Annotated in this window: 22 protein-coding genes; 10 read left to right on the plus strand and 12 right to left on the minus strand. The window is 46.0% G+C overall.

The window, feature by feature from the left end; translation table 11 throughout:
* Positions 1–336: 336 nt before the first annotated feature.
* Positions 337–1,446 carry a hypothetical protein gene (locus tag QUA03_RS07635; RefSeq protein WP_333210984.1) on the minus strand — a complete coding sequence of 370 codons (1,110 nt, stop codon included), beginning with the start codon at positions 1,444–1,446 and terminating at the stop codon, positions 337–339.
* Between the two features lie 231 nt (positions 1,447–1,677).
* Entirely contained in the window at positions 1,678–1,956 is a 279-nt protein-coding gene (locus QUA03_RS07640; protein ID WP_333210986.1) for a hypothetical protein, read from the minus strand.
* A gap of 148 nt (positions 1,957–2,104) precedes the next feature.
* Here QUA03_RS07640 and QUA03_RS07645 point away from each other — a divergent pair, with 148 nt between their 5' ends.
* On the plus strand, positions 2,105–2,644 hold the full coding sequence (locus QUA03_RS07645; RefSeq protein ID WP_333210988.1) for a cyclic nucleotide-binding domain-containing protein: 540 nt from the start codon (positions 2,105–2,107) through the stop codon (positions 2,642–2,644).
* 131 nt (positions 2,645–2,775) lie between these two features.
* On the opposite strand, the gene QUA03_RS07650 is transcribed toward QUA03_RS07645, so the two are convergent.
* Entirely contained in the window at positions 2,776–3,189 is a 414-nt protein-coding gene (locus QUA03_RS07650) for a hypothetical protein (RefSeq protein WP_333210990.1), read from the minus strand.
* A 126-nt stretch (positions 3,190–3,315) separates the two neighbouring features.
* Positions 3,316–4,176: an FAD-binding domain-containing protein gene (locus QUA03_RS07655; protein ID WP_333210991.1), complete on the minus strand. Its 861-nt coding sequence runs from the start codon at positions 4,174–4,176 to the stop codon at positions 3,316–3,318.
* Between the two features lie 414 nt (positions 4,177–4,590).
* On the opposite strand from QUA03_RS07655, the gene ribD reads away from it, so the two are divergent.
* Both ribD and QUA03_RS07665 read left to right on the plus strand, forming a co-directional pair.
* Positions 4,591–5,766, plus strand: coding sequence for a bifunctional diaminohydroxyphosphoribosylaminopyrimidine deaminase/5-amino-6-(5-phosphoribosylamino)uracil reductase RibD (ribD, locus tag QUA03_RS07660; protein ID WP_333210993.1), 1,176 nt, complete (start codon positions 4,591–4,593; stop codon positions 5,764–5,766).
* A 52-nt stretch (positions 5,767–5,818) separates the two neighbouring features.
* On the plus strand, positions 5,819–6,430 hold the full coding sequence (locus QUA03_RS07665; RefSeq protein WP_333210994.1) for a hypothetical protein: 612 nt from the start codon (positions 5,819–5,821) through the stop codon (positions 6,428–6,430).
* A 184-nt stretch (positions 6,431–6,614) separates the two neighbouring features.
* On the opposite strand, the gene QUA03_RS07670 is transcribed toward QUA03_RS07665, so the two are convergent.
* Complete coding sequence (locus tag QUA03_RS07670; RefSeq protein WP_333210996.1) at positions 6,615–7,529, minus strand: PPC domain-containing protein; 915 nt, start codon at positions 7,527–7,529, stop codon at positions 6,615–6,617.
* Positions 7,530–7,622: 93 nt separating this feature from the next.
* On the opposite strand from QUA03_RS07670, the gene QUA03_RS07675 reads away from it, so the two are divergent.
* A complete protein-coding gene (locus QUA03_RS07675) occupies positions 7,623–9,350 on the plus strand; it encodes an NAD(P)/FAD-dependent oxidoreductase (RefSeq protein ID WP_333210998.1) in 1,728 nt (575 codons plus the stop codon).
* A gap of 614 nt (positions 9,351–9,964) precedes the next feature.
* Positions 9,965–11,674 (plus strand): ABC transporter ATP-binding protein/permease, encoded by a 1,710-nt coding sequence (locus QUA03_RS07680; RefSeq protein ID WP_333211000.1) that lies wholly within the window; start codon positions 9,965–9,967, stop codon positions 11,672–11,674.
* A gap of 105 nt (positions 11,675–11,779) precedes the next feature.
* On the opposite strand, the gene QUA03_RS07685 is transcribed toward QUA03_RS07680, so the two are convergent.
* Positions 11,780–12,307 carry a hypothetical protein gene (locus tag QUA03_RS07685; RefSeq protein ID WP_333211002.1) on the minus strand — a complete coding sequence of 176 codons (528 nt, stop codon included), beginning with the start codon at positions 12,305–12,307 and terminating at the stop codon, positions 11,780–11,782.
* Positions 12,308–12,526: 219 nt separating this feature from the next.
* On the opposite strand from QUA03_RS07685, the gene QUA03_RS07690 reads away from it, so the two are divergent.
* Both QUA03_RS07690 and QUA03_RS07695 read left to right on the plus strand, forming a co-directional pair.
* Complete coding sequence (locus tag QUA03_RS07690; protein ID WP_333211004.1) at positions 12,527–13,009, plus strand: FxLYD domain-containing protein; 483 nt, start codon at positions 12,527–12,529, stop codon at positions 13,007–13,009.
* Between the two features lie 326 nt (positions 13,010–13,335).
* Positions 13,336–15,063, plus strand: a complete 1,728-nt coding sequence (locus QUA03_RS07695) for an ABC transporter ATP-binding protein (protein WP_333211006.1) — start codon at positions 13,336–13,338, stop codon at positions 15,061–15,063.
* Positions 15,064–15,269: 206 nt separating this feature from the next.
* Here the strand turns inward: QUA03_RS07695 and QUA03_RS07700 are convergent, their stop codons facing one another.
* From QUA03_RS07700 to QUA03_RS07710, 3 genes are read right to left on the minus strand one after another with little or no spacing between them, the layout of a single operon-like run.
* Positions 15,270–15,674, minus strand: coding sequence for a PIN domain-containing protein (locus QUA03_RS07700; protein ID WP_333211008.1), 405 nt, complete (start codon positions 15,672–15,674; stop codon positions 15,270–15,272).
* Positions 15,675–15,700: 26 nt separating this feature from the next.
* Complete coding sequence (locus QUA03_RS07705; protein WP_333211010.1) at positions 15,701–15,940, minus strand: hypothetical protein; 240 nt, start codon at positions 15,938–15,940, stop codon at positions 15,701–15,703.
* Between the two features lie 19 nt (positions 15,941–15,959).
* On the minus strand, positions 15,960–20,453 hold the full coding sequence (locus tag QUA03_RS07710; protein ID WP_333211012.1) for a WD40 domain-containing protein: 4,494 nt from the start codon (positions 20,451–20,453) through the stop codon (positions 15,960–15,962).
* 379 nt (positions 20,454–20,832) lie between these two features.
* Between QUA03_RS07710 and QUA03_RS07715 the strand changes: the two genes are divergently transcribed.
* Entirely contained in the window at positions 20,833–21,189 is a 357-nt protein-coding gene (locus tag QUA03_RS07715; protein ID WP_333211013.1) for a hypothetical protein, read from the plus strand.
* 52 nt (positions 21,190–21,241) lie between these two features.
* Here QUA03_RS07715 and QUA03_RS07720 read toward each other — a convergent pair whose 3' ends face one another.
* The 3 genes from QUA03_RS07720 to QUA03_RS07730 all read right to left on the minus strand — a co-directional run bounded on the left by QUA03_RS07720 (position 21,242) and on the right by QUA03_RS07730 (position 24,946).
* Positions 21,242–22,210 (minus strand): YegS/Rv2252/BmrU family lipid kinase, encoded by a 969-nt coding sequence (locus QUA03_RS07720; protein ID WP_333211015.1) that lies wholly within the window; start codon positions 22,208–22,210, stop codon positions 21,242–21,244.
* Between the two features lie 269 nt (positions 22,211–22,479).
* Positions 22,480–23,208 carry a DUF3891 family protein gene (locus QUA03_RS07725; protein WP_333211017.1) on the minus strand — a complete coding sequence of 243 codons (729 nt, stop codon included), beginning with the start codon at positions 23,206–23,208 and terminating at the stop codon, positions 22,480–22,482.
* A 145-nt stretch (positions 23,209–23,353) separates the two neighbouring features.
* Positions 23,354–24,946 carry a metallophosphoesterase gene (locus QUA03_RS07730; RefSeq protein ID WP_333211019.1) on the minus strand — a complete coding sequence of 531 codons (1,593 nt, stop codon included), beginning with the start codon at positions 24,944–24,946 and terminating at the stop codon, positions 23,354–23,356.
* Between the two features lie 238 nt (positions 24,947–25,184).
* Here QUA03_RS07730 and QUA03_RS07735 point away from each other — a divergent pair, with 238 nt between their 5' ends.
* Positions 25,185–25,439 (plus strand): hypothetical protein, encoded by a 255-nt coding sequence (locus tag QUA03_RS07735; protein WP_333211020.1) that lies wholly within the window; start codon positions 25,185–25,187, stop codon positions 25,437–25,439.
* Between the two features lies 1 nt (position 25,440).
* Positions 25,441–26,619 carry a DNA cytosine methyltransferase gene (locus tag QUA03_RS07740; protein ID WP_333211022.1) on the plus strand — a complete coding sequence of 393 codons (1,179 nt, stop codon included), beginning with the start codon at positions 25,441–25,443 and terminating at the stop codon, positions 26,617–26,619.
* The last annotated feature ends 19 nt before the right edge of the window (positions 26,620–26,638 follow it).

The raw sequence follows: 26,638 nt of genomic DNA on the forward strand, positions 1-26,638 counted from the left end.
TAGAGTCGAACTCATGCACTGGCTAATTTCATAAATTCCTTTTTTTGTCAACTCCTAATACTGAACCGACGCCCTAGGCGTTCTTCTGCTGTCAGATTTTTGAGTGCTGCTAAGATTTCTGTTTTGGTCACGGTTTTTTCGGGTGGTTGGTGAGAAAGTACGATCGCACCATCATTATATCTTTCACAAAAATCAATCTCGGCGCTCTCTGCTTATGGCGTACCCTACCTTGATCGCATAGGCAGATTTTCCATCATCAAAAAGGGTTGACTGTATTCCTACAGCCAACCCCGCGCCTATTTATTTATTTGTCCTGGGTTTGCTCAAACAGCAACACTACCGGGCAATATTCGGAAACGTATAGCCGACACCGACTAACAATCCCACGTCAGCTCCGTCAACAAAACCAATATTCAATCCCGCTGTTGCTGTTAAATTTCTCGTCAGCGGCACATCTACACCCCCCGAAATCAGGAAGCCAAAATTACCGTCATCTCCGGTAGTAACTATCACGCCAGCACCTGCATAGGGAGCAGCACTAATCACAAAATCCTCGCTGACTTCGACGGTCTCTTGAGATACAAAATCGAAGGTAACGGGAACTAGAAGAGTTAAGTTGTCGCGCAACAAAACAGTCGGTCTCACCGACAAATTGTTCGTCAAACCGATTTTGCTAATAATCGCAAATGAACCGTCGCCTAAGGCTGAATCTCCGCCAAAACCTACATTGCCGCCAATGCCGATGTAGCTGGGTCCAGAACGGGTAGCTCGGCCTGGTCGGATTTGAGTTCCTTGAGCTACTTTTTCAGTTGGTTCCGAGACAGTTGCCGGTTTTTCAGCAACTTTGGGTTGGTTTGTCAAAGCTGAGGCGGAAGTGCTGACAGGATTGCTCAACAATTCTTGTGCTGTTTGGACTTCTTTTTCTTCCTTCGTTGCTGTTACTTCAAGATTATTGCTTTGGGCAACAATTGAGCTAGGTCGATCGCTCTTTTTGGCAGTCTCGACTGTTGACTCAACTTTGACACCATTGTCAGCAATTTTAGCGGTTTCTTCCGACTTTTGGGTCTCAGCAGCAATGGAGGTATTTGGCGCTGTTTCTGTCTCAGCAATTTCAGATATTGCTGCTTCCGATTTTTCGGGTGCAGCAATAGATACTTGCAAGTTGGCGGCCGGTTCAGAGGCTGCTGGCTCTGCCGCTTCTGTTAGTTCGCTCCAACTGATTGAATCAATTTTTTTATTACTAGACGTTGTTTCTGCGTCGGGTTTAACTGCTGAAGTTGCCGCAGGCTCAGAAGTTTGGTCAATATTTTGAGCTGCGATTGTTGCAGTTGTAGCGACATCGGGCAAGTTGCCAGTTTCAGCTTTCGCTGACATGGTACTGCAACAAACAGCTAAAGCTGCAAGATTTATTAACGCAAAAGTAGACTTGGAAAATAGACTATTCATAGCAACTCCTCAATGAAGGGTGTGTTAAAAGTGTAAGTGTTTGAGGGAGAACGTCGAGAGCTTTGGGAAAAAAAGACACAAATATGAGTTGTGTTGTTCCTAGATTGCCATTTTACCGTTGAATAGTCAACTCTCAAGCTGATTAGATTCAAGAACGGACGGTGGGTTTAGAGGCTAATTTTAATTTACCGATCGATCGGCAAAAAATCAATCCTAGGGATGATTCCATTCTTAATCCTGTTTAATTGATGGGTCGATCGCGCGTCTCGCTTGCATTCTACAATACTGTACTTGGGGGCGCTGCACTTGCAGCCACGCCGGAAAAACCCGGTTTTTGAGGGCGCACGGAGTCGAAACCAAGAGACAACAAGCTTTCAAAACAGTCTTGGCAGCCCCGCCGTCCAAAGCAAGTGCAGTTAATACAACGCGATCGGCTGCTGCACAGTCCCTGACAATTAATGTAGAATAATACCACCGATCCGAGAAATATTTGTGGCTCGATCGTGTCAAAATTACTGAATTTTATGAAAATTGTGTAAAATTTAGTCTTCTATTTGTAAAGTTTAGCCTTCGCTTTCGCTCAGGGTCTGACCATCTAACAACTGCACGCAACTAAACAAGTAAAAAAATACAAAGTATCTCATCTCAACCTGACTTTATGAGCAAAGTTCTAGTGATATTAGGCGAATTGAGCGATCGCGACATCGATTGGATGCTCGCCAACGGCACCCGCACCCAAGTCCTCCCCGGCACAACCCTGATCACCGAAGGTAAGCCCTTAGACGCCCTGTACATAGTTCTGGAGGGAACTTTGAGCGTTTCTGTATCATCTTTGGGCGACAAAGAAATTGGAAAAATTATTTCCGGGGAAGTGTTAGGGGAAATGTCTTTTGTAGACGGGAGGCTTCCTTCTGCTAGCGTCACGGCAATTGAAGAGTGCCTCATCCTGTCAATTCCCCGGCGACTGCTAACTGAAAAACTCGAGCAAGACGTGCTTTTTTCCCTGCGGTTTTATCGGGCGATTACCAAATTTCTGTCGTCCAGACTGCGGGGTACAGTCAAACGCTTCGGCGATGATAGTGATGGTTTAATATATGAAGATCCCGACGGCGAGGAAGGCATCCCGCAAAATGTCGAAAATCCAGATTTGGCGGCATCGAGATTTCAATGGCTGTTGGAGCGTTTGAAGGGGAGTTGAAGGAAGAAGGAAGTTCGGCAACGGATTCTGTAACGGATGTAACGGATGTAACGGATTTCAGGAAGAAGGAAGAGGGAAGAGGGAATAAGAGAAAAGAACACCTATTTCCTATTTCCTATTTCCAATTACAATTAGAAAACATATTTTTCAGCGACGCGCCAATAGCGAGAAAAACGCTTCAAATCAATGTAACCATCGTAGCGGACAAAGGGTTCTGGTGGCAAAACTTCTACTGGGTGCGATCGCTTAATTTTTCCGCAAATATCCTGAAACAGAGGACTGGGACTTTCGGTAGTTACCACTTGATTAGCGCCGGATTCGATCGCAAAAGCGATAACTTCTGCAGCCACATCGCCCCGCCGAATAACTACCGGCAACTCCAGCAAACATTCGTAAATAAACACCATTCGTTTGAGACTCAACTGCCATTCATCAATGAGCGCATCATCCCAAACCCAGATTGCCGGTGCCTGTGGGTGCGCTTGAAAAGCCGGGCCTTCAGGACTCAAACAGTCGCCGTGCAGCCAAATAATCGGATTGTTCATAAATTGGTAATTGTTGACGGTTGACGGTTGACTGTTGACTGTTAACTGTTGACTACTGACTAATGACTAATGACTAATGACTACTGACAACTAACTACTGAAAACTAACTACTGAAAACTAACTTTTTAATTTCTGCTACCTTTTTTAGAGCCTTGCCAACTTTTAGAACCGCCGCTACGATCGACCTTTTCTCCATTAGGAAACAACTGCCCTTCCAAATATTCGTAAGTTCCCTCAAAATCGCATTGCCCATACAGAGGACAATCGCGACAATAAACCGCCTTAGTGTAACGCTCCAAATTTTCCCGATTAAAAAAATAAGGTTTGTGACTAAAAGTGCTTGCTACCCACTGCCAAGAAAGATTATTGCTCGCCGGATCTCCATCTAGCAAATGTTGCAAAAACCAGCGAGCTCCGGCTTGCCAACGCACGCGGCGCCAGTGTACGAGATAAGCGGCAGTCCACATCCGGTGGTGATTGTGCAAATAACCAGTTTCTCGCAACTCGCGGCTGAAACTGTCGATGCAAACCAAACCAGTCGTGCCCTCGACGACATCCTGTGGCAGAGTTTCGCTGTAATCTTTAGCAGTGTAACCAGTTTTGTAGGGTTCCCGGTCTTGCCAAATGCCCTTGCCCAATTCGGCGTACAGTCGCTGCCAATAATCCCGCCAACCCAACTCGTTGACGAGTTTTACGGCCTCTTCTGGATGCCGCACCTTCTCCAGTACGGCATCCCGGACTTCCGCAAGACTCAAAACTCCGTAGCGCAAATAGGGCGACAAGCGCGTTACCGCACCGTTGAGGAAATTGCGGGTTGAGGCGTATTTGCCGGGGTCAATTTGTTGCAGGGCTGTCTCGGCTGCTTTCCGCCCGCCTGGGGTTGGGGGTACGCTGCTGTCCCGGCCGGCGGCTTCGGGGAACTGTTCACGCACGTAGGCAATTAATTCGTCGCGGCTGGCAAATTCCCGCTTCATCTCCTGACTCATGGTTTTCTCAAGCGCCTGCTATTGTTTCTTAATCTTAAAGCTATGCGATCGGGCGTGCGGGTCGATCGCCCTAAATTGCTTTTCACTCCTGCTAACTCACATCTTGCACCCTTGTCAGTAACAGGCTTTCCGGCCTGTTCATAAAAGGCTAATTGAGAATGGTGCAATATAGCGGTTCTCAACCGTGATGAGGTATGGGGCCGAGTCCTATGCCCTATGCCCTATGCCCTATGCCCTATGCCCTATGCCCTATGCCCTATGCCCTATGCCCTATGCTCACCTCATGTTACTGAGAAAGGCTATATCTTCAGTGGTAACGTACAGTTTGCCCCAGCCGCAATCGATCGTCGGATCGCAGCCAAAATTAGCATCAAAGTTCAGTACACTCAGGGATAGATATAATACCAAAATCCTATGGAAACTTTTCCGGCGCACGCTAAAACGATCGCCAGCTTAACTAACGGACAGCAGCAAGGTACAAAACAACTGGAAAACAGCGAAGTTGAAGAGTTCGATCGAGCCATGATGCGCCGCTGCATAGAATTGGCTCGCCGTGCTCTCGGCAAAACCGCACCCAACCCCCTTGTCGGTTCTGTAATTGTCCGAGACGGCAAGATTGTCGGCGAAGGGTTTCATCCCGGTGCCGGTCAACCTCACGCCGAAGTTTTTGCGCTCCGGGAAGCGGGGGAACTCGCCGCAGGAGCGACTGTCTACGTGAACCTGGAACCCTGCAACCACTACGGCCGGACTCCTCCGTGTTCCGAAGCTTTAGTTAAGGCCAAGGTGGCAAAAGTAGTGGCTGGCATGGTCGATCCGAATCCTTTGGTAGCTGGAAGTGGGCTAGCCCGGTTGCGAGAGGCTGGCATTGAAGTGGTGGCGGGAGTGGAAGGGGAAGCTTGCCAGAAACTCAACGAGGCTTTTGTGCACCGGATTTTGTACCGTCGGCCTTTTGGAATTTTGAAATATGCAATGACTTTGGACGGTAAAATTGCTACCAGTAGCGGCCACAGCGCTTGGGTGACAGGCGAGGAGGCTCGGAGCGAGGTACACCGGGTGCGCGTCGGCTGCGATGCTGTGATTGTTGGGGGAAATACGGTGCGTCTGGACAATCCCCTACTGACGAGTCACAAGCCTGATAGGAATAATCCTTTGCGGGTGGTGATGAGCCGCACTTTGGATTTGCCGAAGTCGGCTTGGTTGTGGGAAACCTCTGTGGCGGCTACTTTGGTGCTGACTGAGCCTGGGGTTAACCCGGAATTTCAGGAATTTTTGATCGCCAAAGGGGTGGAAGTTGTGGAGCTCTCGCCTCTGACACCGACTAATGTTATGGCTTATTTGTACGATCGATCTTTTCTTTCTGTACTCTGGGAGTGCGGTGGCACTTTAGCCGCGAGGGCAATTGCTGAGGGTGCAGTTCAAAAAATTATGGCTTTTATTGCTCCTAAAATTGTCGGTGGTAAAGGTGCTCCAACTCCTGTAGGAGATTTGGGCTTTTCCGCAATGACTGATGCTTTGACTTTAGAGCGGGTTTCTTGGCGCACAGTTGGTGCAGATTGTGTGGTAGAAGGCTATTTAAAAGTTAAAGATTGAAAGTTAAAAGCGAGTCTTTTGAGTTTTTGATTTTTAACTTTTAACTCCTTTTATGGTTGCAATTCTGATTTGGAGTTTGATGATTGGCAGTCTCGGCTTGGAGGCTGCGCTTGTGGGTTTTTTGGTGAACCACGAGCAATTGGATGCGGGGCAAAAATGCGATGAGGAGGAGGAAGTTTTGACTCGGTACGAATCTCAAGAAGATAATTTTAATGCGCCTGAAAATGCGCGATCCAATAGCAATCCCAAGTCTGAACCCAATTCTGTTGATTTGACGGTTTGGGAGTACAAGATTGTGCGGGCTAGCAACGATTTGTTCCGCAATCCTGCGATTTTTCACAAGCTATGCCAGGAAGAGGCGGAAGTTGGCTGGATTTTGCTCGAAAAGCTAGACGACAGGCGGGTGCGGTTCAAACGTCCGATCGCGCTGCGGGATGCCCCGATGCCTAATTTACCCATGTTTGACCCTTACCGCACTCATTACGGCCCGATCTCGAATGCGATGACTTGGGCTGCGACGATCGTGTTTATGAGTGCGATCGTGCTTCCTGCTATTTTGGGCTATGCTTTGGTGTCTACTACTCTAAGCAGAAGTCGCTCTAATTGGCCTCCGGCACCTGTTCAATCTTTGCCTTCTCCCAGTGGGCCAGCAACTAATAAGTGAAACCTGGGCAAATTGTCGCTCGCCTTTTTTGCAGCCTGTTTTATAGCAAGTCTAAATCATTTGTGAACCAGATGTTTTTTTACGAGCCACGAAGGCGCAAAGACCTCGCAGGAAGACAGGATAAGTGAGGAGAAGTCGGGGTTTGTTTGACTGATTTAGGCTTGCTATATACGTTATTTTGATTTTATAATTGGGGCGGTATTACTGAGGGAGAGGCTAGCAATCTCAAGTCATAATTTGTATCGCCTTGAAATTGAGAAACGCGGACAAAATAACTCCCCGCAGGTAAAGGCCCATTGCTGACAATTGTTTCTGAAGCCGTGCCTAAATTGTTAGACGAAGCAATAAGATCGTCTAATCCAACTGCGCCGTTGCCGTTGAGATCTTGAATTAATTCAACATCAACATCTGCACTCAAACCGTCAACAGTTACACTGAAAAGGCTGGGAGTATTGAGGATGAAACTGTAAATGTCGGCGGTTTCTGCATCTCCCACAAAATCGCTCGCAGTTTGAATTTCTGTGAGAATGCCCAGGCTTTTTGCTGCGTTCAAATTGTCTGCAGGATCGGGGAGAGTGCTCAACAATCCTTCTTGTTGACCGAATTGAATGTAATGGTCGATCGCACTTTTAACTGCGCCGCTTTGGACTGCGGCTGCTACCAGCGGATATTTTTCTAGATAAAAGCTGGGATCGAAGAAAACGCTAGCTTTGCGGTTTTCTAATTGACCGGCTTTGAAGTAGTGTTCAAAAGGGGTAAATTGATTTGTTTGGACTGCTGTCTGAACATCTGGGTTGTTTGCTAAATAGAAACCAACATCGAAGAAAGGGTTGGGGTTGCGTCGTTCAAATTGACCGAATCTAATAAAGTGATCGGCTGCTGAAAAGCCATTGAGTTTGGCTGATACCGCTACATCTGTATTGGTGTCTAAATAATAGCTGGCGTCGAACAAGGCATTCGGGTCGCGATTTTCAAATTTGCCAATTTTTCGGTAGTGATCGAAGGGACTCGATACCGTGCCTCTGGCAACTGCTACGGCGACATCAGGGTTGTTTTCGAGATAAAATTTGCTGTCGAACAGTGTTCTGAGGGTTAGCATTATTAAAAAAATCTCTCTGGACTTTAGTCTGGAAAGTGCACGATCGAGAATCCAGTGTACATCAAAGTTTTGTTTTGTGAGGATGTCTTAATTATGGCTAAATCTGCACTGATGGCAATGCTGCGCCGCGCTGCGAGTATTGCTCAGAAATCAAGGGAAACGGGCATTCCGGCTGATGAACTGCTGGGGATGCTGAGCGTGAAGCGAAGCTATCCCGTAGGGAATCGCATTCCCAATTCTGCCATATCTCGGCGCCGCTTGCTGCACGGGGGCTTAGCTGCTGCGGGGGCTGTCGCTGCTGCGACTTTTACCAGGGAGGGAGGGGGAGCTTTAGCTCAACAGGGCGGACGATCGCCCATTTTGGTTGTGGGTGCAGGGATTGCGGGTTTGACGGCGGCTTATCGCTTGCGCCAAGCGGGCGTGCGCGCCGATATAATCGAGGCAACGAATCGCGTGGGGGGGCGGATTCGCACTATTCCCAAGGTGGCTGGAACGCTGATTCCGGCGGATCTGGGGGGAGAATTTATTGACACCGGCCACACTAATTTAATCTCGCTGGCGACGGAATTGGGTTTGCGGGCGATCGACTTAGCCCAAGTGCAGAGTGGACTGGTGAAGGATACTTTTTTCTTTCAAGGGCGCCGCTTTTCTCTTGAGCAAATAATCGCGGAATTTGCGCCACTAGCGAGTAAAATTACTGCTGATTTGGAGGCGGTTGGCGATGAAATTAGCTATCAAGATTTTACAGAAGCAGCGGAAAGATTGGACAATCTTTCGATCGCTGAATATGTAGACCAAGCTGAGACTAGCACGATTGTCCGGCAGCTACTCCGCATTGCTTACACGACTGAATACGGTCGAGATCCTGAAGAACAGTCGGCGTTAAATCTGCTGTTTTTAATCGGTTCTGAACCTGGCAGTTTTGAATTGTACGGCAACAGCGATGAGCGTTATCAAATTGACGGCGGCAACAGTCAAATTATCAACCGTTTGGCGGGTCAATTGTCTGGTTCGATCGAGGCGGGGACGGTTTTGGAAGCGATTACTCTTTTGCCGGATGGCCGCTATCGGGTAAATTTGCGATCGGGACTAAGCGCGTTCGAGCGCACTTACGAGCGAGTTTTGTTAACTTTGCCGTTCAGCACTCTGCGAGACGTTAAAATTAACGTACCTTTGCCCCAACCAAAGCGCAGGGCGATCGAGCAGTTGGGTTACGGTACTAATTCTAAGTTAATTACCGGCTACCGCAGCCGAATTTGGCGGGAACCTTATCGATCGACTGCTTCTGTTTATAGCGATTTAGGATTCCAGAATACCTGGGAAGCTACGCCTTTTGCTCCTACTCCTAACGGTTTAGTTACTAATTTTACAGGAGGAAAGCAGGGTTTGTCGATCGGTGCCGGAACTCCCGAAGACCAAGCACAAAGATTTTTGAACCAATTTGAAAGAGTTTTTCCCGGAGTGAGAAATTTGCGATCGGGCAAAGCTGTGCGAGCTTATTGGCCGGGAGAACGCTTTTCTAAAGGTTCTTATTCCTGCTATTTAGTCGGACAGTGGACGCAAATGTACGGCGTTGAAGGCGAACGAGTTGGCAATTTATATTTTGCCGGAGAACACACTTCGCTGGAAAATCAAGGTTACATGGAAGGCGGTTGCGAAACTGGACAAAGGGCGGCTGTTGAAATTTTGCAAGACTTGGGTTTGATACCTTCTGCTGATGCTTTGAATGCTCGAACTGCGAGTAATTTGAACACTCGCCGTCCCAGCCGAAAAATTCCCGGAGCGCAGAATCTTAGGAATAGGAAGCCGAGTATTAGATAATCTCGCCAGGTGCGTATTTAATGCTTGTTCGCCGTTTTTCCTAGCCCGTGCATCTAATTCTTGTGGGGTGGGCTTCTAGCCCGCCCAAAAATACAATTTAGATGCCCAACAGCTTAAAGCAACTTTACTAATTTTAAATCAGCACTTACCCCCTGCGGGGGTAGTTCTGGGGGCTGTATTCTTTGTCCAGTCTCGGTTTTAGCGACTTGACTGCCGACAAACCGTAGTCATGTATTTAAGATTTTCTCAATATTTAGGGCGAGAGTATTGTTCTCTGATGAATTTAAGTAAAAACCCCGCCACATAAGGGTTGTAAGAGGTTTTAGTCAGGTAAAAGACTTGGAGGCTCCGGGCAAGTCTCACCTTGCAATGGTTTCAGACGGAACTTACCCCGCACACGGGGTAAGTTCCGTTTAATCAGTAAAATTACTGGTGTTTAAGATGTGTCATCTACCTTAAGATAGAAATCATGAAGTTATTCGAGCATCATTAGGCAAGTACCACGGGAGCATCACCCCTACCAGGTGTCGCTGATGGACAAGAACGATGAGAATTGCCCCATCCGCTACAGGTAGTTTCCACCAAAGCACAATTTTTCCTACCCATAAGAAAAGATGAATCAATTGAAGCAGTCGATAAAGCAGTTTTGGTCGATCGTAAACCCCTACTTCTTTTCCAGAGAAAAATGGGGAGCTAGGGGGTTGTTCGCCCTCGTAATGTTATTAATGCTAGGTTTCAATGCTGTGAGCATAGTCCAGAGCTATATTATGCGGGACTTGATGAATGCAGTCACGGGAAAGAATGTTTCAGACTTCTATAAGATGTGGCTGATGCTATTGGGTCTGTTTGCCATATTCACGCCCATTATGGTTTTCTTCTTCTATTCGCAAAATGTACTGCAACTCTACTGGCGAAAGTGGCTAACGAATCACTTACTGAAGAAATATTTTAGCAATCAAGGTTTCTACAAAATTAAGTTCAATGATAAGGTTGATAATCCCGATCAGCGTTTAGCTGAAGACGTTAATTTGTTTGTTAAGCAAAATATTGATATTTGGGGATTATTATTCAACCAAGTTGTCACAATAATTTCTTTTCTCGGCGTTCTCTTTACAATTGACAAGGCACTGACTTTAGTTGTATTTATACTGGCTACTTTTAAAACTGTTTTAACTATCTTTATAGGTAAGAGATTAAGTAGATTAAAGTTCAATCAGTTACAACGAGAAGCAAATTTTCGCTATAGTTTGGTTCATCTTCGAGACAATAGTGAATCCATTGCATTTTACCGAGGTGAAAAGCGTGAATTTAGTGCAGTATCACAGCGATTTAATGAAGTTTTGAATAATTTTAATAACCTGATTGTCTTGCAGCGTAACCTTGGTTTCTTTACTCAAGGAACCGGGATGATATTTACAAATTTACCTATAGTTTTTTTAGCTCCTCGATACTTTGCGGGTCAGATAGATTTTGGGCAGGTAACGCAAGCTTCTGGAGCGTTTGTGTCTATTTTAAGTGCCCTGGGCTTTATTGCCGAGAATTTTGATATGCTAACTAACTTTACCACTCAGATTAATCGTTTAGGAACATTTGATCGGGTTCTGTCCGAGCAAATGGCAGCACCTCGAGCCGGCATGGCAACGATTGATGTTGTGGAACAGCACTATCTAGCCCTCGAAGGGGTTACCTTAGAGACGCCTAACTATGAGCGAATCTTAGTTAGAGATTTATCTTTCAAGGTGGGGCAGGGTGAAAGCGTCTTGATTGTTGGACCTTCTGGCGCTGGCAAGAGTTCGTTAATGCGAGCGATCGCAGGATTGTGGAATGCGGGTACGGGTTGCATTGTCCGTCCTAAACCGGAGGAAACGCTGTTTTTGCCCCAACGGCCTTATATGTTGCTAGGGGACTTACGCAGCCAATTGCTATATCCCAACACCAGCGGTCAAGTTACTGATGAAAAACTGCACGAAATACTCGAACAAGTCAATCTTTCCCATTTGCCAGAACGGGTAGGTGGATTTGATGCAGAATTGGAATGGGCTGATGTTTTGTCACTAGGAGAACAACAACGGTTAGCATTTGCACGCCTACTGCTGACTAAACCTCGCTACGCTATTTTGGATGAATCAACGAGTGCATTGGATGTGGCTAACGAGAGACGGCTCTATCAGTTGCTCAAAGAAACAGGAACTGCCTTTATCAGTGTCGGTCACCGTCCGACTTTGGTACAGTATCACGAGCAGGTCTTAAGGCTAGTTGGTAATACCAATTGGCATCTGATATCGGCTAAAGATTACAGCCCCGATCTCGCCGAGTTTACTTGAAAAATGCAATTGCCGAACTGCAAGTAATGGTCTTTACCGTACCCGCCTCAAAATTCCAGGCGTGCGATCAGGTAGAACAGAGTAACTTTTGACCGTACCCGTCCATCACTTCCCTTTTAGGAGTTTTTCAATAGCGTCGCGTGTTGCCATAGCATTGACATCACTTGAAAGCAGTTGATGAAGACTCCAACGCACAGTATACTGATAGCGATCGCCCTGTTTTAAAAGATGTAGTGGAGAAAGTAGTTCTAGTTCTGCGTAATTTTCTTTAGCATCGCCATTGTTATACACTTCTACAGGAAATCCAGCACCGCCTACTGTCCCATCGGGGTATTCCCCATCCTGACAAGTTGCTTTTTCCATCATGGCTAAGCCATCTTTGACAGTTGCTACCACAACGACGGGGGTATCAGCACCAACCTTATAAATTTTTTTAGCAGAGACACCAACAGAGGGACGTAGCTGTAATAATTTCGGCGTAATTTGCACAATCGGTGACTCATTCTCCGGAGGGACGAGCCAATGATAATTATTCTTATATGTACTCTGGGGATTGAGTGGTAAAAAGATGGCGTCTGGAGCTTCAATTTGAGTAACGTTCACAATCGATAGGAGCAAAGGTTCTCCTTTCACTTTCTCCTTTCCTGCTCAAGAACAATACGATCAGTTCTAACGTTTTTTATTCTGGGTTATCTTGAGTAACGACCATGACTTTACTTTACTTTATAAAGTTTGATGCCTTATCATAGCACAATGCAGCGTGAGCGCGACGCGCCATACCTATAGATATGCTAGCCTAAATTTTAGCTGCATTATATTGTAGAATTTATTTCATAAATTGCCGAAAAAAGCATGATTAATTTACATTTAACAGTAGCTTTATCGACCTTGCTAATGGCCCCGATTTCAGCTCGCGCTTTGATTGCATACTCTAAAAATACAATTGCCCAAAACTCCGAAATTGACGAGCCATTTTGCTACATGAAAACCCCCGATGGCAAAACAGTAGACTTAGGCAAGTTATGCGAGAAACAGCCATCTTTAGGGACTTCCCAAACTTGCATTCCCGGTTCCAACATTGCTGCGAAAGTGTCTATTGCGGCGACTAATTATGACGGCAACTTTTTCAGCGGTCAAGTCCTTAATCAAGGCTGCAAAATAATCAAGAATGTCAAAGTCAATTATGAAGTTTTGGACGAGTCAGGCAATTTAATTGACAACGGATTTATCTACGCTGAACCAGTTACTCTTGCACCCGGACAGTCAGCCGTCTTTCGGGGGCAAGTTGTCGCGGGGTCTAAAGTACAGGCTACTCATGCCGACGGTCAAGAATGATTTTAGATTTTAGATTTTAGATTTTAGATTTTAGATTGAAGAATTGGACAATGAACCCCACAGATGAATCCGTGACCTTTCTATCCCGGATGCTTTGGGTGAAGAATGATTGTTGAGATTTGCCCGATCGCTGTTATCATATTCTGGCTCAGATATCTCTATGACTTACGCAATGAGTGACGCAGAGATCCCCCTAAATCCCCCTTCTTAAGGGGGACTTTGAATAATAATCTTGTCCCCCCCTTATTAAGGGGGGTTAGGGGGGATCGAAGTTTGAATATTCTTGCAGAGATTCCCAAAAACAGAATTTGCGAGGGCAAAATATCTTGAAAACTCGATCGACATACTGGCAAATCTTACCCTACCTCCGTCCCCAAAAACAAACGATCGGTAAAGCATTAGCTTGTACTGTAGTATTTACCATATTTTGGCCAATTATAGCGTGGCTAGTTGGCGAAACAGCCAAATTTATAGGAAAAGGAGATTTACAAGGGTTCGCTCAAATTGCTGCACTCAGCGCCATTATATTTCTACTTCGCGGTACAGCCCAGTACGGTCAAGATACGCTGATGGCCAAAGCTGCTTTGACTATTGCTTTAGAAATTCGCAAAAAAGTCTACTCTCACCTGCAAAAACTCAATATCGGCTACTTTGAAACTGCCAAAACCGGAGACTTATCCTACCGCCTCACAGAAGATATTGACCGCATTGGCGAAGTAGTAAATAAATTTTTTCATCAGTTTATCCCTTGTATTTTGCAGCTAATTGCCGTACTGGGATATATGATTTATCTCAACTGGCAATTAACTTTGGGTGCATTAATTATTGCACCGCTGATGGCTATTTTAATTGGCTGGTTTGGTGAAAGACTACTAAGTTACTCGCGGCAAAGTCAAAATCGTATTTCTGATTTATCCGCTTTGCTGACAGAAGTATTCAGCGGCATTCGTTTAATCAAAGCATTTGTGGCTGAAGACTACGAAATTGCCCGCTTTGCAGAAGAAGCAGAACAAAACCGCCGCGCTAAGTATTTGTCAGAAAGAGTAAAAGCACTTCAGTTCGTTGTAGTTGGCTTTCTGGAAGCGATGAGCGTGATTTTGCTTTTTTTCCTGGGAGGTTGGCAAATTTCTCAAGGAAATCTCACAGGTACTCAATTTATCAGTTATATCGCAGGAGTAGCACTGTTAATTGATCCGATCGCTATTACAACTGCTAATTACGGGGATTTTAAGCAGGGAGAAGCTTCTAGCGATCGCATTTTTGAACTATTAGCAATTCAACCAACAGTAGTCGAAAAGCCTGGGGCGATCGAACTTCCCCATGTTACTGGCAAAGTCGAATACCGCAATATTAATTTTGCCTATAACTCAGAGACACCCATCCTGCAAAACATGAGTTTGTTGGTGCTTCCCGGAGAAATGATTGCTCTCGTGGGTGCATCGGGTGCGGGTAAAACTACTTTAGTAAACTTGTTACCGAGATTTTACGATCCGCAAGCGGGACAGATTTTAATTGACGGTATTGATATTCAAGATGTCACCTTAAATACTCTGCGGAGGCAAATCGGAATTGTACCGCAAGAAACGATTTTATTTTCCGGTACAATTGCTCAAAATATCGCTTTCGGTCAATCTTATTATCAACTGAAAGATGTTCAAAAAGCTGCGGAGATTGCTAACGCTCATCAATTCATTAGTGAGTTTCCTGACGGCTATCAAACTTGGGTAGGAGAAAGGGGTGTAAATTTATCTGGGGGACAAAAACAAAGAATTGCGATCGCCCGTGCAGTTTTGCTTAATCCGAGAATATTGATTTTGGATGAAGCTACATCGGCGCTGGATTCGGAATCCGAAGGTTTAGTGCAAGAGGCGCTGGAAAGATTGATGCGCGATCGCACGGTATTTATTATCGCTCACCGCTTGGCTACTGTGCGGAGAGCCGATCGCATTTTAGTTTTGGAAAAAGGCAGAATTGTCGAATCTGGCACGCACGAGGAGTTGCTGGAAAAGGGCGATCGCTATGCTGGCTACTACGCTCAGCAATTTAGTCAGTAGGCTACGTTAGAAACCGGGTTTTTAGCTGTTTTTGCTGGCTTCAACGAAGTATTGTCGAAAAAACCCGGTTTCTGACTACTCGTGGGTAAGTCCTATCATCGTATTTTATCATCTGCGTTCCCCGAACTCAACCTGACGGTTGAACAGGTTTTCAGATATATCCAAAGGGAAAAATAGCATTCTTTTGGGAATGCGATCGCCTATGATTATGATGCCAAAACATCACTCAGGATGACAACAGATAGATTTGGAACATTACGAAATCCATTGTCATTGGTGAGAAACAGCGTACAGCCTTCAGTGATGGCTGTCGCAGCATGAATAGCATCAGGGGTTTTGAGATGGGTATTAGCCCTTAAATTAGCTGCCGTTCTCAGTACAGATTGAGTGATGGGAACTAGCTGTATATCTGAGGATAATAAAAGTTGTTCGTAGTCACTGACTAAGATAGTGTTAGCATTTTTTAGAGGGAAAACTAAGGTTTCCAGTAACGTCAATTCACTGGTCATGAGTTCAATTTCACCTGTTTGAAACTTCAGCCACAAGGGTTGAAGAAGCGAATAGTAATTCGAGTTAGCTTCAACGGTGTAAATAATGACTTGTGTATCCAAGTAAATTGTAGAAGAGGTTGGTAGGTTTAGTTGTCCCATGAGTTTCTTTCTTCTTCTAGTTCCCGGTCAATTTCTTCAACAGTTCTGGAAACATGACGGCTGCGGATTTCTGTCAACAATGCCAACACTTTACGTCGCCCACCTTGAGGCTTTTCTGGTATAATCACAAACACTTCAACCTCTTCACCTACAGATCCAGGCGGCACTTGAATTTCCAGTTTATTTCCTGCAAGAACTTTGGTTGTAATCCGTATTGCTGACTGCATAATTCCTCCTTTGCGATGATTAATTTTCAACAGCCCCTAAAGCTTTGAGCGTGGCTTTTTCAACTTCCGTTAAACCCGTAACTCCTGCAATATTCATGTTTTCATAAGGTCTGTCACTTTTGAGTATTTTGAGGCACTCACCAGTCTCAATATCCCAAATCATAATTGTGCCATCCCGACTACAAGCAGCAATAATTTTTTCATTTGAACTGAAGGCAACTGAGTTAATTCTACTGGTATGATCTTGCAAAATTTTTAGACATTCACCTGTACGGATATCCCATATTCTTACCGTTCCATCTACACTTCCACTAGCAACTATTTCACCCGAATAACTAAAGGCAACTGAACGTATCCAATCAGTATGCCCGTGAAAAATATTGAGGCATTCACCGCTGTTGATATCCCATACTCTTACTGTTTGATCGATACTTCCACTGGCAAGTATTTCACCGTTCTGGCTAAAGGCGATCGCGCGTACCCAATCCGTATGCCCCTGCAATATTTGGAGGCATTCACCAGTATGGATATCCCACAGCCTCACCGTTCCGTCAAAACCTTCACTGGCAAATATCTCGCCCAAAGGACTGAAAGCAGCCGAGTATACATAATTGTTATGTCCGTGCAACGTTTTGAGGCATTCGCCAGTACCGATATCCCACAGCCTCACCGTTTGGTCATAACCTGCACTCGCAAGTATTTCACCATTTGGACTGAAGGCGATCGATCGTGTTTCATTGCCAAATTCTGGCAAAGTATGAAGGCATTCACCACTGCGAATATCCCACAGTTTCAGTGTTTGGTCATAACTAGCGCTGGCAAGTATTTGACCCGAAGGATTGAAGGCAACTAAGTTTACCCGATCGAGATGCCCGTGCAAAATTTGGAGGCACTCACCGCTGCTGACATCCCACAGCTTGACAGTTTGTTCGTCATCGGCGCTAGCAAGTATTTTACCGTTTGGACTGAAGGCGATCGATATTACTTGATTGCGATGCCCTTGCAGTGTATTCAAGCATTCACCGCTGTCGATATCCCACAGCCTCAGCGTTTTATCGTAACTACCGCTAACAAGTATTTCACCGTTTGGACTGAAGGCGACTGACCTTACTTGATTGCTATGTCCTTGCAAAGTATTCAAGCATTCTCCAGTGCGGATATCCCACAGCTTTGCAGTTCGATCGTGACTTCCACTTGCGAGTATTTCGCCCGAAGGACTGAAGGCTATTGACCGTACTCGATCGCCATGTCCCTCCAAAGTTTTGAGACATTCACCGCTACTGATATCCCACAGTTTCACTGTTTTTTCGCTGCTGCCACTAGCAAGTATTTCACCCGCAGGATGGAAAGCTACTGAAAACACGTTTTTAGTATGACCGTACAAAATTTTGAGGCATTCACCAGTACCGACATTCCACAGCCTTACTGTTGTGTCGCCGCTTCCACTGGCAAGTATCTCACCAGCAGGATGGAAAGCAACTGAAAATACAACTTTAGTATGGTCTTGCAAAATTTTGCAGCATTCACCTGTGCGGATATCCCATAACCTGATCGTGCAATCGAAACTCCCGCTAGCGAGTAGATTTCCATCAGGATTGAAGGTGACTGACATTACCGATCCGGTATGTCCCTGCAAAACTTTTAAACATTCACCAGTCTTGACATCCCATAACTTGATTGTATTTTCATAACTCCCGCTAGCAAGTATCTCACCGTCAGGACTGAAGGCGACTGACTCCACCACGTTGGTATGTCCTTTACAGGTCAATATTTCTCTGCAACTGCCAGCTTCCCACAAGCGAACTACGCCATCAGTATCACCTGTAGCTAACAGTTTGCCATCGGGACTAAATATGACCGATCGCACGCTGCTGAAGATTTTAGTAAAATCAGAATTAGCCAAATTAGCTTCAGCAAAGTTGACGCGACGCAGCGTCGCATTTGTAAAATCAGCACCTAAAATAACCGCACGAGACAGGTCTTTTGTTTCTAACGCAGTGCGATCGATTTTCACCAACAGCGTCGCCGCATTCCCTCCCACATAACCTACCTCACTTTCAGTTTTTCCCCGCGTTGCTTCCAGAATTTCCAATAATTCCTCCGTAGCTACCGCTACATCGAGGCAAGGCCGGCACGAGGACACCGCCCCTACCATTGGTAACAATAAATCCATCACTGCTTTTGTCAGTGGCGCGTGTCCGAAACTCTGACGGAGTTGTCCTAAATCTTCCGTCGCAAATCCTTTCAAAGGCGCAATAAGCTCACCATTATTTCTCTTCTGGGCTTGCAATCGACAATAATTAGACCAAGTATATTTTTGAGGCGCTGCATTAGGATCTAAACAAGACTGTTCGGGCGCAACTAATTCGGTAAAATCTGCGGCCAAAACTCCCAATTCTGCTGCAAATTTATAAGCGACAAAAAACTCTAATAACGAACGGTGGGCCGGAGTATAATCGCCATCAGCATTGCGAATTAGCATCGTTTGACCCATCATGTCGTAATGCCAGTGGTCTAAGTCTTTTTCTTCTTGCACCACTGAACCAAACAAGCTGCGAATGCGATCGGGAAAACCGCGATAATTGAGACTCATTTGGTTGGTAGACAGCATTTCCCAAGACAGTTCGCACAAAAAGTAAAGCTTATCTGCTACAGAAGTAAAAGTACGTTCAGCTTTGATATCTCTCTCTATCTTCCGCCGCACCGCATACAGATAAATCCGCGACATATCGACTGGTTTTCCAGCTTCAATATCGGGCAATGCTTCCAAAATTAACTCGGTCATCACCGGGCGACGCGCTAAATCCAATAGTTGCGGGTTTCCCATCACTTTTTCTACTGTCGCCGCTTCTGTTTGAAATGACAGCGCTTGCCTAATTTGCTCGTCGTTAAATTTTTCTAATTCTAAGACTTCAAATTGGGGAATTTCGCCTGTTAAAATGGTTGTTGATGCTTGCAGTTCTGCATTGAACAATGCCCGTCCTTCCTTGCCTTCAGGAAAGTGTTCGGTACGGCAAGTGAGGATGACTTTTGCGCCGGGAACGACGGCTTTTGCTAGTTCCCAGAAGTTGTTGATGGTTTCTTGCCGATCGCACTTAGCGGCCATTTCATCAAAACCATCGAAAATTAACAGAAATTTACCCATGCGATTAAGTTGTTCAAAGGCCGAATAACCCGCCAAAGGTATCTCGTGCTTGCGAAAGAAAAACTCGGAAAATAGCGACTCGACACTAACTGCTTTGGCGTAATCTCGCAAAGGAATTACTAACGGCAAACGCGGACGTTCTAATCCCCGCTTTTGAGCATTTCGGTAGCGTTGCAGCGCCATCCAAGCATAGTGCATCGCAAACCAACTTTTTCCAGTTCCAAATTCTCCTAAAACTGAAATATGTTCTTTTACTGGGTCATTCAACCACAGGTCAAGATAACCTTCGATCCAGCCATCTCGATCGCCATAATGACTCACGCCTATCTTGCGGTGAGTATCGGGGTCGATTTCTTCTTTCGTACAAGCTAGCGGCACATATTTGGTATCAATTCCTCGGCTGGTAATTTCTGTTTCTAGCCAATTCAGATAAGCGGTAAAATCGGCATCTTGGTCGAGTAATTCATCGAAGGTATAACAAGCTAAATCGCGATTTTCATCTTTTTCTACTTCATCCCGCGCCGCGCGACTGATGCGGCGGGCGGTGACTAACCACCCTTCATCGGTGCGCTGTTTTTCTACCGACTCGCGCAGGGCTGAGATGTCTCTGAGTCCGGCTTCTCCGGCTATTCCGCGCACTAAAATGCGATCGTACCGATTGCGTCTGACAGGAACATTGATAATCCATTCAAAATAGTTATCTTGCGAGATTTGATAGGTTTCAAACTTATAACTTAATGTTTCAAACCACCCGCGAACTTGTTGTGATAAAATAAAAGCTTGAGACTTTTGAATATTAGTTGATGCTGCGGCGGGAAGTGCGGGATAATCTTCGGCTTCCAGTCGTGCAAACTCGGTGCGAATTCCTTCGATAGTGGGCAGGCGTTCGATGCGATCCATTACCAAAGATAGGCGTTTTTGCAAAGATGCGATCGAATTTCCCATCATCACATCTCCCAGCGTCCGCGTCCGCTTTGCTACTTCCATAAACACGGCGGCAAATGCCATAAATTCCCGTCTGGGGTCAATGCCTAAATCTCGAATTTCTTTGCCTAAAGCACTCTCATTAAGATAGTCGTCGCCTGCTTGAATTAAAATGGCTGGGCTATCGGACTCGAAAGCTTTGCGAAATGCTGATTCAATCTCTTTTTGGCGAAACAGTTCTAAAATCTGCTTGGGTTTGCCAGCGCCGTACTCTACTAAAGTATAAACATAAACTCCGCTAAAATCTGCGGGCGGAGCATCGGGGTCGAGGTTAAATCTTTTTAAGATTTTGATGACACTTTCGTTGCGCTGAAACTTGTCTTTGATGGTGCCGAAGGGAATTGTAGTCAGGATACTGATAACTAAGTCGAGACTAATTAGCATGATTTAGGCTTTCCTGTTTTTCCGTGGAAGTAATGCTCAAATCTAGAATCGGTAGGCTGTGTCCCTGAAATGCGCTGCGGGCGATGATCGCAAACTGCTTGAATTTTATGGTAACAGGATTTACGCACTTCGACCAAAGAAACTGGGTTTTTACCAAATCTGCTGGTAGGAGCGCGTCTTTTCGTAAAAAACCCGGTTTCTGACCCACGGTTGGTAAGTTATATCCAGTTAATTAGCTTAGCATCTTTTAGAAAAATTGACAACTCTAAAACATCGAAAAAACCGACATACATTGTAGTAATAATAGCTCTAATTGATTTGTCATATCCGATTTTAAAAAGTTAAAATATAGATAACTAACAAATAAAACTTGCTATCTATGAAAATACAATCTTCTGTCTTAGTCCACCTGGGATTTGGCAAATATGTACGCTCCGATCGAGTAACAGCAGTAATACCAATTGAAGAAGAACGGGGGCCTGGTCGGCGCACTTTTGTGCACGTAGACGGCGAAGTAGACCCGATCGTTGCTTCGCGCGCGGAAGATACAATTGTTCGCGATTTGGTGCAGGAACCGCGCGAAATAACTCAAGCTCGGCAGCAACAAGAAATCCTGCAAGATTTGCTTGCCGATTTGAGCAATGTTAACGTAACCGTGCGCCGCATCAGCCGCGATGAAGGTGGACTCGATCTCGAACGTTTGGAGCGCCGCATTCGCCAAATTTTAGACGCCTAAAAAACAAAGACCGCCCGCGCGGTCTTTGTTATTGTTTGTGTCGCTAAAAATTTTACGTTGAGGGCTTCAATGTAATTTCGATGTCCGCTAAACCGGTGAGTTTTTCTACCACGGGTTCTTCTTCAACTCGCGGTACAAAAATAGTTAAACCTCCCGGAACGCACTCAATAGAAACCGGAGTCATGCCAATGATTTCGCCGTCTACAACCACTTTTTGAGGCGGATCGGCACTGATTTTTACTTTTTTTGCCCGCAAATAACCGATGTCGTCGCGATCCGTAGGATTGCCGCTCAAAGCTGTTTGCAAAAGGTGATAAGAAGCTGCGATCGCCCCAGCTTTATTCTCAGGCGCCACCAGCGTCACGTCCAGCAAGCCGTCATCAAAAACAATCCCTGCCGGGCCTTGAGCTAAAATCGAAGTAGCCGGCGCTGCATTCGCCACTGTTACGGCCACAGCAGTAAGGCTGATAATTTTATCTTCGGTTTCGATTTCCGCTTCAAATCTTTCTAAATTGTTTAACTGTTTAATTCCTGAAAGAATGTAAGCCAGCATTCCCCAGCGATTCTTCATTTCGCGATCGGCTAGTTCGACGGTTTCCGCCTCAAAACCCACTCCAGCTAACAAAACCATCGGCATTTCACCGTTGCAAATCGCTGCATCCACCACCCGCGTCAGCCCTCCAAAAATAGTGGCGCAAGCGGTTTCAATTGTATTCGGAATATCTAAAGCATTAGCAAAAGCATTAGCCGTTCCCCGCGAAATAATTCCTAAAGGAATATTTGTGCCGACAATCGCTCCAGCAACTGCTGATAATGTGCCGTCGCCCCCGCAAGCAATAATTTCCGCAACTCCTCTATCAACTGCTTCGCGGGCGATTTGGTCTGCGTCTAATTCGGGGGTTGTCAGCCGAATGTCTAAGTCAATAAAAGGCTCTAAAAGTTCCTGAATTCTAGCTAAGTCTTGGTGGGGGTCGCTGTTACCAGCGACGGGATTGAAAATTAGGCAAGCTGAACGTTTCATAGTTGATAATAGGTAATAGGTAATGGATAATGGCTGAACTGAAACTCTAGATTTTTTCGTTTAGTTTGTATCCAAGTTTCGATCGCGATCGTATCCCCCTTAATAAGACTCATTTTGACTGTTCTTATCCCCCCCTTATTAAGGGGAGTTAAGGGGGAGCAAGGCTCAAATATAACCCTGATTTAGACATGGTTTTAACATTAAGTTAACACAAATGCCATGCCCGCTAAACTTCCACAACAACCCTCACCTATTTTTCAAAGGTTTAGTTAAGACTTGACAAAAGTCCACTCTAAGACTTTGCGCGGAGCTTTGTGCAACGCTTCCTTGATTTCCTCATTGGTGTCAAATTTGACTTGATTTAAATTGCACGCTTCGACGTTGACAGTAAATTTATCGTCTTCAAAAGGCCAAGGAGTTACAGTCACGAGTTCGTTGCTGTGCTGTACAATATCGTAGCGCTTGCCGTCCGGGCCGACACTAATTTCTAAAGCTCGTTCTCCGGCGGGTAACTCGCGGCTGCAAAGAATTAATGATAGCCGATCGCACCACTGGAAAAAAGCATAAGCTGCCTTAGCATCTTCCTCGGAAATATTCAACTCTTTTTGCCATTTTTTTTGATTTTCCAGTTGTTCGTCCAAAAACTCGTCGAGTTCCTTCGACTCTCCCCGCTTTCCTTCATTGAGATAACTCATGTGCATAGAAATCAGCATGGCTACCCACCTACCGCGATATAGGGAATTCTGCGTCATGGCTTTAATTTTCGGCAGAGAAGTTTCTGTCTGCAAGGTAAAATCAAAGGGCGCGCCCGCTTCAGTCAAAATATTTTCTTCCCACTCTTTCTCCAAATCGTCGTGATGCGAAATCGCCGCTATGGTTTCGTAGAGGCGAACCGGAGATTTCGAGCGCTTCCACTGTCCGCCAAGTTGCGCCGCGAGTAAAGCGTGGGCGCGGTGGTAAATAATTTCCCAGCCGGTGGCGGTTAAATTAGCAATCATGGAATTTTTGTCCTGAATTAAGTTGATACAAGTATTTTGTGCGAGAATTCGGCTCTCGATCGCCCGTAGCCTTAAAAAAGCGGGAACCGGAATCGGTCAAAGCCCACATTTTTAAGAAGGATGGAGACTTACAGAAAAACGAAAGTTAAATCACAAAAGGTTCGATCGAGATCTCCTGCCATTTCCCCTCAAATCGTTCGACAACAATAGGTCGGATGCGGAACTTCGGGGGAGATCCATCGAGAACATCAATCCGCAAACACGAATAAGGACGGCGTTTATGGGAACCTTGACCGCTGCGGCCGACAAATAGCAAAGATTCCGCTACCCGCCGGCTGGCTGTTTCGGAACCAGACTGCCGCGCCAACCGATAAGCTTCAGGACTCAATGCTTCCTCCAACATCGGCCCTTCCGGGCGCTGGCGGCGGAGACTGTGGCCGCTTCCCCCGCAGACAATCCAATTAATCCCAGAGTCGCCGTGTCCAGTATCCCCAGTCCGCAGGTATTCCAAACAGTGAGCGTGGCCCGTCAGCACCAAATCTACTAGCGGACGCCCCCGCGCCACATCCCCAACTGCATCGGCCACCCCGTCGAGTACCTCGCGCAATCGCCACCGAACCGCCAAAGTTTGAGCTTGATTCCACTTTGTCGCCTCGGTCACGTAGGGGGGATGGTGCAGGTAAATTACCCGCCCCCGCACCTCGGAATCGCCCCAAGAGTTAATCAGCCTTTTTTTCAGCCATTCGAGCTGTTCAACGTCGGTGGCGGCTGTTTTGTCGGGGGACAGTTGTTTGTCAATATCCATCAACATTTCGTCAACTTGCTCTAACTTGGCCGCCAAGTCGTCTAGCTGTTCGTCTTCCTCGGGAATTTCGGGGTTGAGCCGATCGCACATTTCGATCATTGCCAATTTTTCTTGTTCCAACTTCTGGCGATCTAGTTCCAAATTCTGGCGGCGAATGTCGCCCTGTTTGGTTTTCGGGATCGGTAATGGCTCGTTGAAGGTGTTGGAGTCGAGGGCGAAGAAGTCGATGCCGCCACTGCGGAAGGTGTAGTAGCGGTTGGGTAAGCGGGTAAAGCGTCCGGGTTGGTAGCGGATGCAGCGGCCTGTGCTGGTGCTGGCGGTGTAGTGGGCGTCTAGGTGGCGATCGAGTTCTCCCGGCATTTTGTGAGCTTGCAGGTAGTCGAGAAAGGCTTTGGCGTAGGTGTTTCCGCGATCGGAACCGTGCCAGCCGACATCGAGATCCAACTTGGAACCCAACAGCCGGCGCAGCGGCAAAGCTGTCGCTGACAGAAGGCCGTAGACTATCGGCAAGTCGTAATAGTCGTGGTTTCCCGGTACGGGCAAAAACGGAAAATTAAACACCATGCGATCGTAGGCAATGCGAGAGGGATGCTCGCCGCCGACTATAAATTCTCGGTAGGGGCGAATAAAGTTTTGCAAGTAATATTCGCTGGAACCTACGAGATAAACTACATCGCCCGTGTGGAGGACGAAACGGCAAGTTTCGCGCTCGGAGACCATCTGTTCGGCAATCTGCCGCTGGGGATTGTAACCGCGGTGATTGCCCGTGCCACTGTCGCCTACGACTAAAAACGAAAACTCTGGAGAGTCGGTGGTTTGAGATTCTAAAACCATCCGAGTTTGGTCGATTCCCCGATGGACGATCGACTGTTCTTGCCACCGCACCCGCTCGTTCATTTTGCGGATTTTGACTGTTATTCGCGGGTCGGACACGAATTTCAATTCACCTAGTCTCCCAAATTGCTGAGTTCCTAGTTAATCATAGTGTAGCGATCGGGCGAGTTTTTACATCTCTCTAAAAGCTGAAAATCGAGGCGCGGGTACGCAGAAGCCTGGTTTTTAGGAGAATACTGCCTGACAACTGACATATTGCACCATTCTCAATAAGCCTTTTAGGAACAGGCAAGATGCCTGTTCCACAATAAAATTCATCTCTTGTGGAACAGGCATCTTGCCTGTTCTTGAGAATGGTGCAACATCTCAGTTACAACTCACATCTTGTCGCATTCTCAATAAGCCTGTTATGGGCGGACTCTGGGGCCCAGCCCACGAAAAAACTCACTCTTTGTGGAACAGGTCGGAAAGCGTGTTAAGCGAGAATGGTGCAATATGTGAGACGATCGCACTCTCCGACTCCAAGGGCGATCGATCCCTACACCCTGACCCAAGCGGGCAACATCAGATAGAACGCAGTAAAAAAATATAAAATGGAAGCAATACAACTGTCTTTGTTCTCAAATGAGTCAGAACCAATTCCTGCCAAAAAGCAGAAGAAAGCAAAATTAGGGCGTTACGAACGCATCCAACGCGAACTAGAAGCAAATGACTGCGACCCCTACAAGATATTCATTGATGTTGAATCTCAGTCACTGCCAAAATTAGACTATACATTTGTCGATCTTTTTTGCGGTGCTGGCGGCATGACCCAAGGTTTATTGCAAGCTGGTTTTCGACCAGTAGCAAGTGTTGAAATTAATCCCATCGCCTCGGCAACTCATACAAAAAACTTTCCCGATTGCCATCACTTGTGCGACGATATAAAAAACTTAAATCCCCAAAAGTTGCTCGCTGAAATTGGTTCGCCCGAAGTTCATGTTGTTGTAGGCGGGCCGCCGTGTCAAGGTTTCTCAGTTGCAGGAAAACGCGACCCCAACGACCCTCGAAATCGCCTCTTTAGAGAGTTTGTCCGCGTCGTCTCTGAAATAAGTCCTTGGTATGTTGTCATGGAAAACGTACCCGGAATATTGACTATGCAAAAAGGAGCTGTTAAGCAAGCCATTTGCGAGGCTTTTGAGGAAATTGGCTATCCCCATATGTCCGTTGCTGTTCTGGAATCAGCCGCCTATGGAATCCCGCAAATCCGCCCGCGAGCCATTTTTATTGCCAATAGATTTGGGATGCAAAATCCCTATCCGAAGCCGCAATTGTTTCCAGAACAATACAAAGCGATTGAGTCAGCAATTGATGATTTACCAGAGTATACTCCCATCCCAGAAATCAACCACGAATGGACTCGTCATTCTGTTCAGTACATGGAAAGACTTGCTAAAGTTCCACCAGGCGGTTCTTTGTATGAAAGCTACGCCGATGCTTTCAAGCGACAGTATCCGGGAAAACCGAGTATGACTGTTAAAGAAAATCACGGTGGCACTCATATTCACCCTTATCTCAACCGCGTGATTTCAGCTCGTGAAATGGCTAGATTGCAAAGTTTCCCGGATTCATTTATTTTTGAAGGTTCAATGAAAAAGGCTATGTGGCAAATTGGAAATGCCGTGCCGCCGCGTTTAGCAGAGTGTATCGGTTTTGCACTTATTCCATATTTGACTGATATTGCTTTGAACAAACCTAGTTTACTTAATAAGTTCCTGTTCCAGAAATCTTAAATTAGTAAAAAACGTAAGC

It is taken from the genome of Microcoleus sp. S36b_A4, from assembly GCF_036700645.1.
Taxonomy (GTDB): domain Bacteria; phylum Cyanobacteriota; class Cyanobacteriia; order Cyanobacteriales; family Microcoleaceae; genus Microcoleus.